Source organism: Marinicellulosiphila megalodicopiae, from assembly GCF_045862395.1.
GTDB lineage: Bacteria > Pseudomonadota > Gammaproteobacteria > Pseudomonadales > Natronospirillaceae > Marinicellulosiphila > Marinicellulosiphila megalodicopiae.
Window position 1 is genome coordinate 536,116 of the sequence record NZ_AP023087.1, and the last position, 18,671, is coordinate 554,786.

At 37.5% G+C, this 18,671-nt stretch carries 11 protein-coding genes; 6 read left to right on the top strand and 5 right to left on the bottom strand.

What is annotated here, in order from left to right; all coding sequences use genetic code 11:
• Positions 1–133 precede the first annotated feature (133 nt).
• Positions 134–3,511, top strand: coding sequence for a DUF1592 domain-containing protein (locus TYM08_RS02210; RefSeq protein WP_422381343.1), 3,378 nt, complete (start codon positions 134–136; stop codon positions 3,509–3,511).
• Positions 3,512–3,538: 27 nt separating this feature from the next.
• Positions 3,539–4,777 carry a DUF1552 domain-containing protein gene (locus TYM08_RS02215; protein ID WP_422381344.1) on the top strand — a complete coding sequence of 413 codons (1,239 nt, stop codon included), beginning with the start codon at positions 3,539–3,541 and terminating at the stop codon, positions 4,775–4,777.
• Positions 4,778–4,911: 134 nt separating this feature from the next.
• Here TYM08_RS02215 and TYM08_RS02220 read toward each other — a convergent pair whose 3' ends face one another.
• Positions 4,912–5,424 (bottom strand): TIGR00645 family protein, encoded by a 513-nt coding sequence (locus TYM08_RS02220; protein ID WP_425325075.1) that lies wholly within the window; start codon positions 5,422–5,424, stop codon positions 4,912–4,914.
• A gap of 557 nt (positions 5,425–5,981) precedes the next feature.
• Between TYM08_RS02220 and pelA the strand changes: the two genes are divergently transcribed.
• Entirely contained in the window at positions 5,982–9,215 is a 3,234-nt protein-coding gene (pelA, locus tag TYM08_RS02225; protein WP_422381345.1) for a pectate lyase, read from the top strand.
• A gap of 373 nt (positions 9,216–9,588) precedes the next feature.
• A complete protein-coding gene (locus tag TYM08_RS02230) occupies positions 9,589–12,579 on the top strand; it encodes a PKD domain-containing protein (RefSeq protein ID WP_422381346.1) in 2,991 nt (996 codons plus the stop codon).
• Between the two features lie 543 nt (positions 12,580–13,122).
• On the opposite strand, the gene TYM08_RS02235 is transcribed toward TYM08_RS02230, so the two are convergent.
• The 3 genes from TYM08_RS02235 to TYM08_RS02245 form a co-directional block, all read right to left on the bottom strand.
• Entirely contained in the window at positions 13,123–14,067 is a 945-nt protein-coding gene (locus TYM08_RS02235; protein ID WP_422381347.1) for a hypothetical protein, read from the bottom strand.
• Between the two features lie 82 nt (positions 14,068–14,149).
• The gene (ilvN, locus tag TYM08_RS02240; RefSeq protein ID WP_422381348.1) at positions 14,150–14,641 is read right to left on the bottom strand and encodes an acetolactate synthase small subunit; all 492 of its coding nucleotides are present in this window, start codon (positions 14,639–14,641) and stop codon (positions 14,150–14,152) included.
• 1 nt (position 14,642) lies between these two features.
• Positions 14,643–16,385: an acetolactate synthase 3 large subunit gene (locus TYM08_RS02245; protein WP_422381349.1), complete on the bottom strand. Its 1,743-nt coding sequence runs from the start codon at positions 16,383–16,385 to the stop codon at positions 14,643–14,645.
• 465 nt (positions 16,386–16,850) lie between these two features.
• On the opposite strand from TYM08_RS02245, the gene cobU reads away from it, so the two are divergent.
• Entirely contained in the window at positions 16,851–17,420 is a 570-nt protein-coding gene (gene cobU / locus TYM08_RS02250; RefSeq protein WP_422381350.1) for a bifunctional adenosylcobinamide kinase/adenosylcobinamide-phosphate guanylyltransferase, read from the top strand.
• A gap of 9 nt (positions 17,421–17,429) precedes the next feature.
• Positions 17,430–18,212 (top strand): hypothetical protein, encoded by a 783-nt coding sequence (locus TYM08_RS02255; RefSeq protein ID WP_422381351.1) that lies wholly within the window; start codon positions 17,430–17,432, stop codon positions 18,210–18,212.
• A 93-nt stretch (positions 18,213–18,305) separates the two neighbouring features.
• Here TYM08_RS02255 and TYM08_RS02260 read toward each other — a convergent pair whose 3' ends face one another.
• Positions 18,306–18,665, bottom strand: coding sequence for a copper resistance protein CopC (locus tag TYM08_RS02260; protein WP_422381352.1), 360 nt, complete (start codon positions 18,663–18,665; stop codon positions 18,306–18,308).
• Positions 18,666–18,671 lie beyond the last annotated feature (6 nt).

An 18,671-nucleotide genomic window follows, 5' to 3' on the forward strand; every position in this document is an offset into this window, starting at 1 on the left:
TATGTTTATGAGATCCGTGTCTCAATCTAACTATTAACCTATTTAATCATTACAATAATAAACTAACTAACTTGATGGTAAAAAGATACAATAGCGGTACATTAATATACATTTGAGTAAAGAGAGCTTTGATATGAATGTTAAAACTTTAGTTTGCGCCATAGCGATTGTTTTTGGAGCAATCAGTTGTGACCCAGCACCTACGCCATTGTCTAGTTCAGACTCTATGAGTTTGTCGGGCAATAAGAGTGACCCTATTATGATGTCAGAGGGTAACGTTATGATTGACGCTTCTGACAGTGTGAAAACTACAGGTTCTGTTGCACCTATTTATATGTGGATTGTTGATGGAAAAGTGGTTGAAACTTCAAGTTCAGGTAGGTTAACTCACGAATTTACTGCAAACGGTGATTATAAAGTATCTGTTGTGATTTCAGATCAAAATAATAAAGTTGGCAATATTTCCTTAAATTATGATGTAAAGGTCGAAAATATTGGTAATGGATCTGGTACAAATACTGAAACGCAAACCTCTTCTGAAACTGAAACTGAAACTGAAACTGAAACTGATACCAATACCAATACCAATACTGATACCAATACACAAACCGATTATCAATCATTAATAGAACAAGCCATTTCAGCGTTTATTACAAACGAAGAAGGGTTTAACTTTGCGTGTTCATTATGTCATTACTCTGATAATACAGCCGCTCATGGCAATTTAAATTTCAGTTCATCTGATGATTCTTTAACAGTGCAAAGTGCTGAAGCGGGTTTAACTACCTGGTTAGAAAATGGCGGATTAATTAACCGTACTAATCCAATTGATGGCAATGGTGACGTGCACGGTATTAAATTCTCAATGGTTGAAGCCACACAAACTGCTAATGAGCAATTATGGACTGACTTAATTGATTTAATGTCTGCGGCATTAGGCGTGGATGAAAACGGGTTAATTAATTATGCTCCAAATGCAAAATTCACATTTGAACAGTCTGATTTAAGCTTTAGCTTTGATGCGTCAAGCAGCTCAGATCGAAATGGTGATACCTTAACTTATACATGGGATTTTGGTGATGATTCTGCTTCTGTGATGGGTGAAAAAGTGACTCATACCTTTGCTGCAGATTCCAATTTTACAGTGAAATTGGTTGCATTTGATGGTGAGTTTTCTGATGACATTTCAATTAATATCACAACAAAAGTTGAATTGATTGGTGATATCGCCTCCGGTGAAGATTTATATAACGAAAAATGTTTTTCATGTCATCAGACGGAAGGGGTTGGGGTTGCTGGTTTATACGAAGCTATTCCGATCAATGCGTATATAGATAAACAATTGGATGCTTACGCGGTTATTGAAGACACAATGCCTAAAAATGCTGTTGGCGAATGTACGACTCAATGCGCTGCAGATATTGAAGCTTTCATGATGACTTGGGAGCGTACTTACAAAAGTGTTTCCTGTGATTTAACTGACGATGCGATTAAGTATGGTCCGCGTCAAATGCGTTTATTAACAGTAAACGAATATACAAACACAATAATGGATATGTTTGGTTATGTTGTGGACCGTGGTGCTTTACCTGCCGATTCGAAAGTGAATTATTTTTCTAACCAAGTAAAAACGTCACTTGATTCCGCTCGTTTAGATGCGTTTGTGGGTATGGCAGATAAAATCATTGATGACGCGGCTGCAAACAATTATGAAAATATTTTAGGCTATGACGAAGGTTGGTCAGGTGCATTACGTTATGCATTTAGACGCCCAGCAACGGCTGCTGAAATCGAAGCTTATGAGGCATTAGAGTCAGACGGCATCGAATATGCTATTCGAGCTTTATTAACTTCACCTTATTTCTTATTCCGTTCTGAATTGGGTATGACGCCGGCAGAATTTGTTGAATTTAATGAAAATGCAGATCCAATTTATAAGCCTGTTGGCACTCCATATAGTATTACACCTGAATCATTAGGATTAACTGATGGCGTTTTGGATATTTATTCGAGTAAACAATTTTCATACAACTTCCAAGGTGGAGAGCAAGTTCAATTACGTGCGACAGGTACTGTTTCTGCAGGTTATAACGACATTGAGGTGAGTGATTCTTGGCCGTTAGTGAAAATAGGCATTCAAAATGGCGATGTATTATTTGAAGGTCGTATTCCTCCAAAAATGACGTCAATATTGGTACCTGTTACATTAACGGGTAATCAAACATTGTACGTTGATAATGGTCAGCAAAATCATCCTCAAAGTGGCTCACGACCTTTGATTATCACAGGAATTACAATATCTGAATTTGAGCAAGTGCAATTTGATATTCCGCAAATTGACTCTGATGCCTTTGCTTTAACCCCATATGAAATGGCAACGTTTTTAGCCTATACCTACACAGGCACAATGCCAGATGCTGAGCTACTAACCGCAGCGGATTCAGGTTTCACAACCGATGCCGCAATCGAAGCGCAAATTGAACGTTTGTTATCCATGGACAAAGCAAAACAACACATTGGTAAATTTGTGGATCAATGGTTGTTAACTGACAATGTATTAACAGTGGGTAAAGACGCGGTATTGTATTCGGATTTCAATCAAGAAGTACGTGAAGCCATGGCGCAAGAAGCGCGTGAAATTTTCATTGATGTGATTTTTAATGAAACTGGTTTTACAAGTTTATTTAATTCAAATTACACCTTTGTGAATGCTGCTTTAGCGGATTTCTACGGAATTGGTGGTGTGTCTGGAAATGACTTTGTAAAAGTACAATCCCCTGATCGTGGCGGCATCTTAACCTCTGGTGCGTTCTTATCTTCTTGGGCTAGAACAGATGAGTCACATTTAATTAAACGTGCCGTTAAAGTACGTGAGCGTGCAATGTGTCAGCATATGCCTCCTTTCCCAACGGATGTATCTTTAGATGCTGTTCGTGAAGAACAAGCACAGGTTGTGATTGATGTGAAAGCTCAAAACCCAGATGGTAAAATTCGCCAGTCGCATTTGGACTATATTAATACAAACGTTCCTGAGTGTTTGACCTGCCATAAATACATGATTAATCCATTAGGTGTAGGTATGGAAGATTACGACGCAGTTGGTTTGCCGCGTACTCAATATGCCAATGATTTATCCGTTAACTATCAAGGGCATGATGCATCAATTGAATGGCACAACTCAGCGCTTTATGGCATCGACAACATTTACGCAAATGATGATCGTCGTGAATTCCAAGGTGTGAAAGAGTTAGGTGCAGTTTTAGCTGCTGAAGATGTAACAAGAGCCTGTTTAAATGAAATGACATTCCGATTTGTAATGGCAACTGGTCCTGATGAGTTTGATCATGCTGATAAATCTGCCATTGTGTTAACGGATGATGAACGCACTGAATACAGCTGTGTCATTAGAGACATGCAAGAGGCTATGGGTCAAAGTGATAACCCGCGTGATGCATTAAAACAACTTGGCTTGTCAGACATTGTACGTTTCAGAAAAGAACGTAACCGTTAAGAATACGACTGGATAAAGGTAAATAACATGAAAAAACTATTAAAAACACCTCAAGATGTACAGCGTCGTAAATTATTTAAAACGGTAGCCGCATCTGGAATTTCAATGCAAGCATTAAGAACCCTGCCATTTGGTTTGGGTTTAATGTACAGCCGAGCAGGATTAGCTGCCGATACGGGTATTTCACGAGCAATTTTTGTGTATATTCCTGATGGTGCGCCACCAGGGTCTTACACCTTTAATAATGGCGTACTTGGCTCTACGGCATCGCCACTTGAAAGCGTAAAAGAAAACGTCGTCTTGTTTTCAGATTGTACTTCTACGACCTTTGGTCATGGTAATACAACGGGTGCAATGGGTGGAGATTCTGGTCAAACAATCGATATTGAACTTGAAAACGCACTTGGCGGCGCAAGCCCATTTAGTATTATTCGAACCGGTGTGGAATGTAATACCGGTCAAGGTTTGATGAGTTACAGCCAATCGTTTGTTGAAAACCCACAATCGGTGTTTGAGCGATTATTTGGCGGCACAGCACCTGAAGGGCCTGCATTACAAGCTGCCAAAAATGTGCTGGATCGTAATCGTGCCGAAATTGCAGCAATCAAAAGCAAGCTCGGTTCATTTGAGCGTAAACGCTTAGAAGAGCATGAAGCGGCAATTAATGCTTTGGAAATTCGATTAACCCCAGAGCCGATTGCAGGTTGTGATGATTTTGCATCGACTTGGGCGCCATATACTGATCCATTAACCAATAATTTCACAAAGATGACCGATTTACACAGTGATCTAATCACTGAAGCGTTCCGTTGTAATATGACTAACTTTGCATGTTTGCAAATGGGCACGCATCAAGCCGAGCATTTAGCGGCTGATTCAGGTCATAACGGCAGTTATCATGACAGTATTCATGGTGATATTGCAGAGGGTAAACCTAAGTATCATTTATTCCGTAAATATCATACTGAACGCTTAGCGTATTTAATTAAAAGTCTAAAAGACACAACCGATCCAGCACGTTCAGATGGTGGCAGCCTATTAGACTCAACCATTGTCCTACAAGTTACCGATATGGGTAATGGTGATGCCCATGATGGCGTAAATATGCCATTTACTTTAGCAAGTGGTAAGCATATGAATGGTGGACGTTACGTAGCAGGGGCAACCAAAGACAACCTGTTAAATACAGTAGCTGAAGCATTAAAAGTAAATGGAGAAATTACAAATTATGGCGGCGCAGGCAGTTTGGCGACAATATTAAAATAATTGAATGTAATCATAAAAAAAGCCCAGCAAATTGAGTTTGTTGGGCTTTTTTTATGATTCAAATTAAATCACGACAATTCTATTTTAATGCTGATCTGCGTCATTTTGTACGTAAGCTAACTAGTTATAAACAATCAATGTTTATTGATTCTGTCTACCCAAGCCATACCAAGGGCCGAAACAACAAAGGTAATATGAATTAATACTAACCACATCGCTTGGGTTTGATAAATTGTGATATCTTCAGTTGGGGATTCCGCTATTTTCATGAATGTTTTTAAAAGGTGAATCGACGAGATAGCCACAATCGATGCTGCGACTTTTTGCTTTAAGCTGCCTGCGTCTAATGTGCCTAGCCAATTTAGTTTTTCAGTGCCTTCGTCAATATCTAAACTGGATACAAAGTTTTCATAGCCAGAAAACATGACCATCACAATTAATCCACCCACTAATGCCATATCTACCATTGAAAGGATATTTAAAATTAATTGGTTTTCCGAATCATCAAGCAAATGCAGTGAAAAATGATAGGCTTCTTGAAAGAATTTAACCCCCAATAACAACAAACCTACCGTTAATCCTAAGTAAATAGGGGCTAAAACCCAACGACAGGCATAAATTAAACGTTCAAATCTTTTTTCAATCATGTTGATAGTCTCCAAAATAATGCGGGAATTATATAGTAATTAAAATGAGAGTCATTACAAAATAGCCCATTTAACTCTTATCAAATAAGGGAGCATCAATACGGCTTATTAACCTCAATATATCAAAAAAGAAAGTTTAAAATGTAGGGTTCAGAGCGATACACTTTCAAACAAGGATTGTTAGGCAGCTATAATACAAAGCTCTAAAACAAAGCTATAAAACAAAGCTATAAAACAAAGCTATAAAACAAAGCTTAAAATGGAATTAACACTCAATTATCATCATTCTTGCTTAGTCCCCGTTCTTTTAAATGAGACTCACCTCATAACAATTGGGTTACAATAAAAAACATATTGAATAAATATGGGTAACATTTAATATCTGTGATTATTGAAAATAGAATGACGTATAGATGTAAAAATTCTTAACAATGCATAATGGGTGTTACCTTAACTGCGGCATGGAATTTTTTGATTTTTGTTGTAATCCTTTGTTTTTAGGAGATTAAATTCGTACTGAATCATTCTTATTTGTAACTTTAAAAAAGAGAAGTGTTATGTACTTTAAAAAAATAATTTTAACGGAGCCTAAATTTATTTTTTCGGCCCTAGTTGCGTCAATGTCATTAGTTGCCTGTGACCCTGTTGCAAATACAGACGATAAAAATCCAAGTTCAAATAATTTACCTGTTGCTAATTTTATTATTGAAACCGGAACAACAGATCGAGAAAAAGTGTTAAATGCTGCCAACTCATTTGATACCGATGGTGATGCATTAAGTTATATTTGGGATTTTGGAGATGGCACTAATCAAATCACTGAAACAAACTCTATCACTCATACGTTTGCACCTGGCATCTATTCGGTAGGTTTAACAATCACCGATGGCAAAGGCAGTTCTGAAAAAATTCAAAAAAGTGTGACAATTACAAATATTTCTCCTGAAGTGCAATTTTCGAATATTCAAACCCAGGCATTAAGTGCTGAATTAGAGATTGAATTTTCAGACTCAGATGGTGATCAAGTATCGGTTGAATGGTTTGTAAATGATCAGTCTGTTGCAACTTCTCAAACACTTAATTATGATTTTTCACAAGCGGGTCAGTACACCATTAAAGTGGTAGTGACAGATCAATATGGAGAAACAGACGAAACACAAACCTCTGTTACTGTCCAAGATGAAAACTCAACTGCACAAAAACCTACAGCTGAATTTTCTGTAACAGCTGGCGCAAATGATCGTGAAAAATTATTTAATGCATCGGCGTCTAAAGATGAAGATGGAAGTGATTTAACTTATATATGGAACTTTGGTGACGGGGATTTTAAAACAACGAGTGCGCCTAATATTTCTCATATTTTTGCACCTGGTGAATTTACTGTATTGTTAACTGTAATGAATCAGTCAGTTAGCTCAAATGCATTTACTGCATCTATTGTTATTGAAAACAACGCACCAACTATCAATCTCAGTACTGCGATAATTACAGCGCTTAACGTTAAAATTGATGCCACAATAAATGATGCGGATAGCGATGCATTGGATGTTAAATGGATGCTTGGCAGTCAGGAAATTTCAAATTCACAAAATTTGGATTACACATTTTCAACAGATGGCACGTTTGAAATTATTGCAATGGTTACCGATGAATTTGGTAAAACAAATCAAACAAACACAACTGTTACAGTTGCAACTAGTCAACCAGACAACGCCGCTCCCACTGCAAATTTCACTTATGAAATTAATGAAAACCAAGTCAGTTTTACTAATACCTCAACCGATCCAGATATGGACCCATTGACATATAGTTGGGATTTTAAAAATGGACAAACAAGTGATCAAACTAACCCCGTGATCAGTTTTATGCCGGGTGAATATAATGTTCAATTAACGGTTTCTGATAACGATCATACTGTTCCAATTTCAAAAAATATTGTCATTAACGAAATAGTGCTTCCAGTGAATGCTTTTAAAGTAGAAGCAGAATCCTATAGCAATAATTCGGCAGCAGTAATGTTAGAAAATTCAAATACAACAGTTGGATATTTTAACGGTGACGATTATTTAGTTTATGACGATGTTGATTTAACTGAAATTCAATCTGTGACAGTTAATTACGCAGCAAACTTGGCAGATGTTGAACAAACTGGATTTTTAGAAATTAGAATCGATGGGCTAGACGGGCTTTTAATTGCCTTAATCAAAATGGATTCCACAGGTACATGGATAAATTATTCAGATAAAACAATGGATTTGTTAGTTGATGCAACGGGTATTCATGATTTGTATGTCATTGCTGTGCAAAAAGAACAAGACTATGTCGCTAACCTTGATTACTTTGAATTTAATATTCATTCAAATAATTCAGTAGGTAACTCGATATTTAATTTAGATGAAAACAGTACTGGGCAATGTGTTTTAAATGGCACTATAGATTCTAATCACGCGGGTGCAACTGGATCTAGTAATGAATTTATCAATACAGATAACAGCATTGGTGCTACCGTATCTTGGAGTATTAATGTGACTCAAGTAGGTGTTTATGACACGCAGGTAAGGTTTGCCAATGGTGGCGATACGGCTCGTTCAGGAACAATAACTGTCAATCAAACTGGCGAACAATATGTTTTACTAGATGCAACTGGTGCTTGGGATAGTTGGGCAACAGAAAACGTAAAACTGGCTCTTGAATCTGGTAACAACCTTATTACTTTTAAAGCAACCACAGCAGGCGGGTTAGCCAATATCGATAAACTAAGTTTAACCGGTGATGGTTTAAATGATGCTGAGTGTCCTGAAATTGAAGTGCCACCTACTCCAACAGGGGAGTATTTATCTCAAAGTGGTAACCCAGTGCATAGTCGATTTAATAAATATGCAACTATGTGGGATCAAAGTTTAGCGGATCGCATTTTAACCTATCAATATGACAGTGGCGGATGGGGTAAAAACATTGATTACAATTCAGTGGGTAATGGCTCTGTTGGCGGTGGCGTAGGTTCTACTATTGATAATGGCGCCACGATGCCTGAAATGACTTTTATGGCTAATGTGTATAAAACCGGGGGCAATACCAAGTATCGAGATGCAGCAAGAAAAGCAATGGATTATTTATTGGAAGCGCAATACGACTCAGGCGGTTGGCCACAGTTTTATCCTTTAAAAGGTGGGTATGCAGATCATGTGACCTATAACGATAACGCAATGAGTGCCGTGTTAACTGTGCTGGATCATGCAGTAAAGCAAACCGCACCATTTGATACTGATGTATTTAGCGATGCAGATCGAGCGCAGATGCAAATTGCTATTAATAAAGGGGTGGATTACATTTTAAAATCCCAATGGAAACAAAATGGCAAGTTAACGGTTTGGTGCGCGCAACATGGTGCAACGGACTATTTGCCAAAAGATGCAAGAGCCTATGAACTGGCTTCTTTAAGTGGCAGTGAATCTACTGAGATCGTTGCATTTTTAATGACACAACCTCAGACACCAGAAATTCAAGCTTCGATTCAAGCTGCAGTAGATTGGTTTAGCTCGCCAAACACCTACTTAGCAGATCATAAATACGACAAAGCGGTTGAGGAAAAAATTGTCGCGTCATCTGGCGATAAAATGTGGTATCGCTTTTATAACCTGCAAACCAATGTTGGCTTTTTCAGCGACCGTGATGGCGGAACCTATTATGACATCATGGACATTTCTGAAGAGCGTAGAAATGGATACAGTTGGGGTGGCAGTTATGGAACAAAAATTATTAATTATGCGCAAAGTGTTGGGTTTAATTAAAAATACAACGACTTTAAAAATGCACTTTTCCTAATCGGTTAAGTGCATTTTTTTTGCATTTAGATAAATTGATTGAGCGATCATTGTATTTGAAATGCATGAAAACAATACATTATGGTAACAATTTCGCGTTTATTTTCTAAAAATAACGACTGCAACAATCGTAACTGAGAACGAGCTCATAACATTGTAAATACATTATATATACATATTGATAATATTTTGGGGGTGTTTAATATTGAGCTGTTTTAACATGAATGACTGGCTTAAAAATCCTCGCACATGGCTGGCTTAATTGTTTAAGTTAGGTGTGTAAACTTCGCACATTCTGTTAATTGTTGGTTTTTTTGCGCTTAATAAAAGAGAAATCCCTATGCATATTAAAAGTTTGATCACTGCTGGTTTATGTTTGGCACTGGTGTCATGTAGTAATAAAACAGAAACAGAAACCGATGTTGATAATAATCCGGTTGCAAACAATCCACCGGTTGCTAGTTTTAATGTTGAAAACGGCGCAACAACCCGTGAAAAAATATTAAATGCCGCAGCCTCTTATGACCCTGACGGCGATGCATTAACGTATATTTGGAGTTTTTCAAATGCTTCAACCAAAACCACCCAAACCAGTTCGTTGGTGTATGAGTTTTCTCCTGGTGAGCACATTGTCAGTTTAAAAGTTTCTGATGGATCTTTATTGTCGCCATTGGTACAAAATACATTGTCCCTTACAAACCAAGCCCCCCAAGTTGCAATTTCAAATATTCAAACAGAGGCATTAAATGCAGAATTGGAAATTGAATTTTCTGATTCTGATGGCGATCAAGTAACCGTTGAGTGGTTTGTCAATGATCAAAGTGTTGGCACAGCACCTGCGTTTAATCATGATTTTTCTCAAGCAGGGGATTACTTAGTAAAAGTCGTTGTGACAGATCAGTTTGGATTGGAAAATGAGATTCAAACTACAGTTACGGTGCAAGAGCAAGGCTCGGCCATTCAAAAACCCGTTGCAAGTTTTACTATGACAGCAGGGGACAGTGATCGCGAAAAACATTTCGATGCATCAGGCTCACTTAACCCAAATACAGGAGCGTTAAGTTATGTTTGGGATTTTGGGGACGGGCAACCCATTACAACCACAATGCCAAATACTACTTATACATTTGCGCCAGGTAATCATGAAGTTAAGTTAACGGTAATGCATCAATCGGTGAGTTCTCAAGTAAAAACTCAATCGGTTAATATTCAAAATAATATTCCTTCAATTAGTCTTAGCACACCAGAGATTAACAATTTAAATGTAAAAATTATTAGCACAACAAACGATGCAGATAATGATGCAATAGAAGTAAAATGGATGTTAGCTGGGCAGATAATTTCTACGGACCAAAACTTAGATTACACATTTGCAACCAGCGGAACGTTTGAATTAGAAGCATGGGTGTCTGATAACTTTAATGGAACATCAAGTGCGACCAGTTCAGTGATCATTGAACAGACGCAAAGCCAAAACAATGCGCCAACTGCTAATTTCACTTTTGAAATTAATGGCACTGAAGTCAGTTTTGTGAATACGTCAACGGATCCTGATATGGATCAACTGTCATTAAACTGGGATTTTAAAAACGGGCAAACCAGTACGCAGGAAAATCCAGTTATTACATTTGCTCCAGGTCCGTATGAGGTGGAATTAACTGTGACTGACAATGAGCATACAGTATTCACGACCAAGACAATCACTATTCAAGAAGTGATGGTACCTATCACAAGTTTCAAAGTTGAAGCCGAAACATTTAGCAATACCGATATGGATGTCCAGTTAGTTGATGGAGATACCGTAGTTGGATATTTTAATGGCGGCAATTATTTATTATACGAATCGGTTAATTTAACTGACATAAAATCCATACATATTAATTACGCCACCCCACTTGAAAACGCATTTATAGAAATTAGAATGGATGAATTAAACGGTCCATTATTAGCATTGTTGAAAGCTGATGTCACAGGAGAATGGTCGGTGTATGTAGATAAATCAGCGGATTTATTAATCAATGCAACGGGCAATCATGATGTATATGTAATTGGCATACAAGACGCTGAAGGCTATGTCGCAAACTTGGATTATTTAGAATTTAATATCAATTCAACATCATCAGTTGGTATTGATTTATTTGAATTAGACGAAGACAGCCAAAGCATGTGTGTATTAAACGGCAGTGTTGATTTAGATCATGACGGGTATACAGGATCGGGTTTTATAAATGTCGATAATGAATTAGGTGCATCGGTGGTTTGGCATATTAATGTGACTCAAGCAGGTGTGTATGAATTAGACACCCGTTTTGCAAACGGTGGCACAGTGGCGCGTTCAGGGCTATTAAGCGTTAACGAAAAAGGCGAGCAATTAGTTACTTTAGAGCCAACATCAAGCTGGAGTGTTTGGTCAAATGAAGGCATAAAAGTCGCCTTAGAAGCGGGTGAAAATATCATAACTTTTAAATCTAATTCAGCTGAAGGTTTGGCCAATATTGATAAGCTAATTATTAAAGGTGATGGCATAACCGATGCTCTGTGTCCTGAAATTATTGTGCCCGGACAAACAACCCCAAGTTTAGGCTGTGGTAAAAATGCGGCAAATTTAGGCAGTGTAAATAATCCGATCAGCATCGGCAGTCAAGGTAATGCTTACTACGCAACGTTGCCTGCAAATTACAATAATAATACGCCATACAGTTTAGTATTTGTGCATCATCCATCAGGTGGTAGTGGCGTTACATGGGGCGAAAACGGCGCCAATTTCAGTGCGGATGCAAAATCAAAAGCAATCTTTGTTTATCCTAAAGCAATTAATATACAAGGCGGTTGGAATGGAAATGATTTCCAAATGTTTGAGCCATTGTATAACAAACTGACCAATGAATTGTGTGTAAACAAAGCAGCAGTATTTTTAACAGGCTATTCAAGTGGCGGCGATTTTTCAGGAATGGTTGGCTGTGAACACGGTGATAAAATCACAGCCATAGCACCAGTAAATACAAAAAATGTAAATGGATACCCGCTTAATGCAGGTCAACGAAACTGCACAGGTAACGTAAAAGCGATTGTGTTACATAATCCAAACGATACGTTAGTAGGCGGCACCAACGGTAAATTAATGGTAGACATGTACAGAGAAATTAATCATTGCAGTGCACAAACATTACCCGTACCAGGCAGAGCAGATTGCGTCGCTTACCAAGGTTGTGATGCAGGCGGTGAAGTGACCTATTGTGCTCATAGCGCATCATACGGTAACCCACCAACCCAACATGGTTATCCAAGTTACACTGGAGATTTATTTTGGGATGTGATTAAAGAGTATTAAATTAAACATAAAACGTAATTATTCAAACAATAAAAAACCGCTGTGACGACCACTCGTCCAGCGGTTTTTTGATTTGAATATTTAAAAAAGAAATAGAAATACCCTAAAGAAAATTAAAAACATAGATCAACAGCTTGGCGCGACAGAACAACTGTAGCGACAATTCCGAATCAATAAGTCCGAATCAATAAATCAAATGACGATTTTCCCAACCTTTAATATTGTGAGATTTTTATAAATTTTGTTTTAAAATGATTTTGATAGTTTTTTCGGAATAAATCCCGAACCTACAGAAAGATTATTTCCAACATTGTAGGGTCGGGATTCATTCCGATATTTTCAACATTGTAGGTTCGGGATTCATTCCGATATTTTCAACATTGTAGGTTCGGGATTCATTCCGAGGTTTTCAACAAATTTGGTTTTTTAAATGATTGGGTTAGTTTTTTGCGCAATAAATCCCGAACCTACAGGATGTGGATAGCCTTTTCGCAACGAATCCCGAACCTACAGGATCGGGATTTATTCTTAAGAATCCCCAAACTAAATGCCAGAAAAAAAACGTAATTTATTATAACTTTCTAAATGGTTCGTTTCATAGCACCATGGATTATGATCAAAATCTACGTACAAATCGCTAAAAGTTAATAATGCTTTCACAAGAGATTTATTTTGGTATAACAGTGCAAAATATAAAAAACTGTTCGCACTGATGGATGTGTTTTCGTTTAGGGTGGCTGTATTTAAAAAGCGCTCGCAGGTTTCGATGATTTCATTTTTTATTGAATCGGTTTTGAAATAATTAACAGCCTGAGGAAGTTTATTGTTCAATAATAATCCACGATAGGTTTCGTAATGAGTCACGCCGATTAATGCTAAATTTTCAGGCTGTTGACTGCTTATATCGCTTTTAATGATTTGGTTGGCAAAGTCTATTAGTTGATCACAGTGTTTTGTTTTTAACATTAATATATTTAAAGGCAGATTGCTGCCTTCAAGCTCAATGCCATGTAAGTAACATTGCTCTATATCAAGTGAAGGTAATTGATCGTTTAATGAGTATTCAATTAACGTTTTGTTGATGTGTTTATCAGAATGATTGACTTGCAGTAATGTATTTAAACAATCTTGAACACGTTTTGAATAGTAGTTAGTGTCATGCAATTTGTGTTCTTTCTTTTTGGACACTTTGGCGCGATCAAGTTGTGCTTGGTAGGTTTTAATTAAAAACAAATGATAGATATTTTTGTGTGCACTGCACTCTAAATGTTGTTCGCAATAATCTTCAAACTGATTAAAGTCTTCCATGTCCGTTAAGGTTTTTAAAATATTTAAACGCGACTGGTAATGTGAATTTGCATATAAATCTGCAATTTCTTTGACTTTTTGTTGATCTACCAATGTCATTACATCTTGCCAGTATTGTGGGAGCGGTTTTTTTGGTAAGTCATATTTTTTAAATAGTTTTGCTTTTATTGAGTGCAACATTTTATTAATAGCCTATTTTTATTTTTCAATAAAAAAGCCGATAGATTTTCATCTATCAGCTTTTTTGAAATGCACATAACAATTAAACCGTTAGTACTTTTTCGCCTCTTGAAATACCTGATACACCAGTACGAACCACTTCTAAAATTGCCGTACCAGAAATCGCTTCAATGAACGCATCTAACTTGTCGCTCGTGCCTACCAATTGAATGGTGTAAGTCATAGCGGTAACGTCGATGATTTGTCCACGGAAAATATCCGCTGTGCGTTTAAGCTCTTCACGTTGGCTGCCAGACGCGCGTACTTTTATCATCATTAGTTCGCGCTCAATACACGCGCCTTCTGATAGATCGACCAATTTTACGACTTCAATTAATTTGTTTAATTGTTTCGTTACTTGTTCGATCATTCGCTCTTCACCTTCAGTGACTAAGGTTAAGCGAGATAAGGTTTCGTCTTCTGTTGGCGCTACGGTTAACGATTCAATGTTATAACCACGCTGTGCAAACAAACCTACCAAACGCGCTAAGGCGCCGGCTTCATTTTCAATTAATACAGAGATAATTCTACGCATATTATGTTCTCTCCGTTTTGCTTAAAAACATGTCGTTCATTTTGCCCATAGGTACTTGCATTGGGTAAACGTGTTCTTTTTTATTAACCATGACATCAACAAAAACCACTTTGTCTTTCACTGCAATTGCTTCACGCAATTTGCTTTCAAGTTCGCTGGCTTTTTCGATGCGTATTCCGCAATGACCGTAACTTTCTGCAAGTTTTATGAAGTCTGGTAATGAATCCATATACGAGCTTGAATAACGTGATTCATAGTTCATGTCTTGCCATTGTTTAACCATGCCTAAGTAGCCATTGTTTAAACATAAAATCACAACACCTAAACCGTATTGTTTACAGGTTGATAATTCTTGAATGTTCATTTGAATTGAACCTTCACCTGTTACACAAATTACGTGCTTGTCTGGAAATTCTAATTTAACGCCCATCGCTGCTGGTAAACCAAAACCCATGGTGCCTAAGCCGCCAGAGTTGATCCAACGATTCGGTTTATTAAATTTGTAATATTGCGCCGCAAACATTTGGTGCTGGCCCACATCACTGGTGACATAAGCATCGCCTTGCGTGACTTTTGAAATCATCTCAATAACGGCTTGCGGATGAATCAACTCAAGATCATCACCTTGGTAACGACCACCATGACGTTTACGCCATTGGTTAATTTGTTCCCACCACGCTGCGTGTGCTTCTTTTTCCAATTCAATTTTGCTGGTTTTGATCAGTGCAATCATGTCTTTTAAAACAGGTTTTACTGGGCCAACAATCGGCACGTCTACGTCTACTGTTTTAGAGATAGAAGCAGGGTCGATATCGATGTGAACAATCTTAGCGTTTGGACAGAATTTTTTAGGATCATTGGTCACACGATCATCAAAACGCGCGCCAATTGCTAGGATAAAATCCGAATTGTGCATGGTTTCGTTTGCTTCGTAAGATCCGTGCATCCCTAACATACCAATGAACTGTTCGTCAGTACCAGGAAATCCACCTAATCCCATTAACGTGTTGGTTACTGGGTAGTTTAAATAATGCGCAAGTTCAATCAATTCTTCAGACGCTTTGCCCAAAATCACACCGCCGCCTGTATAAATAACTGGGCGTTTTGCTTTCATGATTAGGTTAACGGCTTTTTTGATTTGACCTGAGTGCCCTTTGGTTACCGGATTATAAGATCGCATTTTGATCTTGTCTGGCATTTCATAAGGGAATTTTTCATTCGGTGCAGTCATGTCTTTTGGAATGTCGATCACAACCGGACCTGGACGACCACTTTGCGCAATGTAGAACGCTTTTTTAATGATCGCTGGAATATTTTTAGGATTGGTCACGCTGATATTGTGCTTAACAATAGGACGTGAAATACCAATCATATCGGTTTCTTGGAACGCATCGCCACCGATTAAATGACTAGGTACTTGGCCTGTAATCACAACCATAGGAATGGAATCCATATAAGCAGTTGCGATACCCGTTACAGCGTTTGTAGCCCCTGGGCCACTGGTTACTAATACGACACCTGCTTTACCGGTTGCACGTGCGTAACCGTCTGCCATGTGAGTAGCGGCTTGTTCGTGACGTACTAGAATATGTTTGATTTTTTCTTGGCGATGTATTGCATCATAAATATGTAATACAGATCCACCAGGATAGCCATAAATGGCAGAAATACCCTCATCAGATAGGGCTTTCATTAGAAGTTCACCACCAGAGAAAAGCTCCGGTTGAATAGTTTTTTCGCTCATATAGTTGCCAAAAAATTATCGTATAGGGGTTGGGAGGACAACAGCGTTTCGGTAAAAACACCATGCCGCACCAGTCAATCGGGATTGCTCAACGCCTTCTCATATCAGAGATAACACCACGTTAACCAACCTCAGACATTCACTTGGTCTGCCTAAACTTAGGTTCAATTTTTTTTCGACGTTATCAAAAGTGATAAATGTCGAAACGGATAAGCTAGATTATGGCCATATCTTTTAAATATGAAGCCCAAACAGAATGTAGTTTGTCTGTTTGATGGGACCGATTTTGATACTAAACCGATCTTTTGCAGTTAACTGCTCTAGATAAAAAAACCGCACTCAAATATTGGCGCGGCTCTAGCGTGCAATTTTGGCATTTATCCTCTTAAAGTCAACGACAAACGGACTTTTTATGTAAAATTTGTTTAAATAATCAACTAATTATACAAATATATGAAATAAACCATGTTACAACTGATTTTAGGCGGCACTCGTTCTGGAAAATCTCAATACGCAGAAGCGCAGATAAACCTGTTAGAAACCCAATATCCAAAATCCACAATCACTTATATTGCTACGGCTGAATTATTTGACGAAGGCATGCAACAACGCGCCGATGTTCATGCTAAACGCAGACCCAGTCATTGGCAGTTATTGGAATCCCCCGTTGAATTAACCAGTACTTTAAATACTTTAAATCATTCTAATCGTATTATTTTGGTGGACTGTTTAACGTTGTGGTTGAACAACCAAATGTATTATTTGTCACAGCAGTCAGACATTCAAAACAAATCACCGTCTAAACCAATTCAGTCAAGTTTAAATAAATGCTTTGATGACCTATTGCACTGTCTTCAAAACCACAAAGCCAATATTGTGCTGGTCTCAAACGAAGTGGGGCTTGGCATTTTACCAATGGACAAATCCACAAGAGAATTTGCAGATTACGCGGGCACATTAAATCAAAAAATAGCGGCAGTGGCTGACAAAGCATGTTTAATTGTTTCAGGTCTGCCCATCCATTTAAAAAATTAAGGTTATATCATGAATCGTTTATTCCATTATTTTTCTAGTGTTGCTGGACTTGTTAATAAATCGAAATCACTATCTGTGCCTATTTTTAGTTCTGTTTTAAAGGTCATGTTACGCTTAATGACACTCTCCACAACACTCTCCACAACACTCTTAATGACAATCTCAATGACAGCAAGCGCAACAAGTGATGTCACATCAACAGAAAATATCAAAACACAATTGCAACAGATGATTTATCCAATATACGTACCGTACCAAGAAACCGAAACCCGATTTGAAGACGATGAAAAAACCACAACTGTTGCGTTAATTACTCCCGATACAGATCCAAATTGGAAATTAATATCCGTTAATGGACAAACACCTTCAAAAAAAGACATCAAAAATTATAAAAAGAAAATCGAAAAACAAATTGAGGACAATGAAAAAGATCCGTTGTCATCGATCTTAAATGTATCGACATTACAAATTTTTGAAAGCAAAGAAGATGAAACGATTTATGCATTTGATCCGTTGTTTAGTGACTTTAATGACGACGCATCTAAAAATTTAACGGGGCGTGTGTTTGTGAATATGGATAATAAAATCACACGAATTGAAATTAATGCGCCGTTTTCTTTTTCACCTGTGTTTGGAGCAAAAATTAATCGGTTTTCAATTAATTATAATTTAGATTATTACAAGCAAAAGGCGTATATCACCGATTATGAATTGGATATTAATATTAAAATTGGTGGATTTAAAACGTTAGAAATGCAAGCAGAAGCTATGTATACCGATTTAAAATGGTAACTAAATGTTCAAAACAAAAAGGCAGAGATTTTTCAATCTCTGCCTTTTTTTTAAAATAAAATCAGCCATCAATAAACTCAGCCATCAATAAAATCATCTATAAATAAATTCAATAATCATCTCATCTAAATGCCCATCAGAATTTAACGCTTTCCATTTCAGTTGCACCATGCCTTTGTTAAATGTGGGTAAATTGACTGTGTGTAATTCATTCATCAACAGTGAGCGTTTAAAGCGTACTTTTGTCCACTTGCTTTGATAGTCTTCGGTTATGTCGCGATAACTGACTTCTAATAATCTTGAAGGCTGAGAAAAACTAAGCTGCCAAAAATTTGGAACCTCTTTAACAATGCTTTGATCAGGAATATTACTGTTTACTTCAAAATAATGCGCTTGTAACAACGGACTACAAACCATAATTAAGAAGGCGAAAAGCTTAGGATTCAACCGCATAAATTA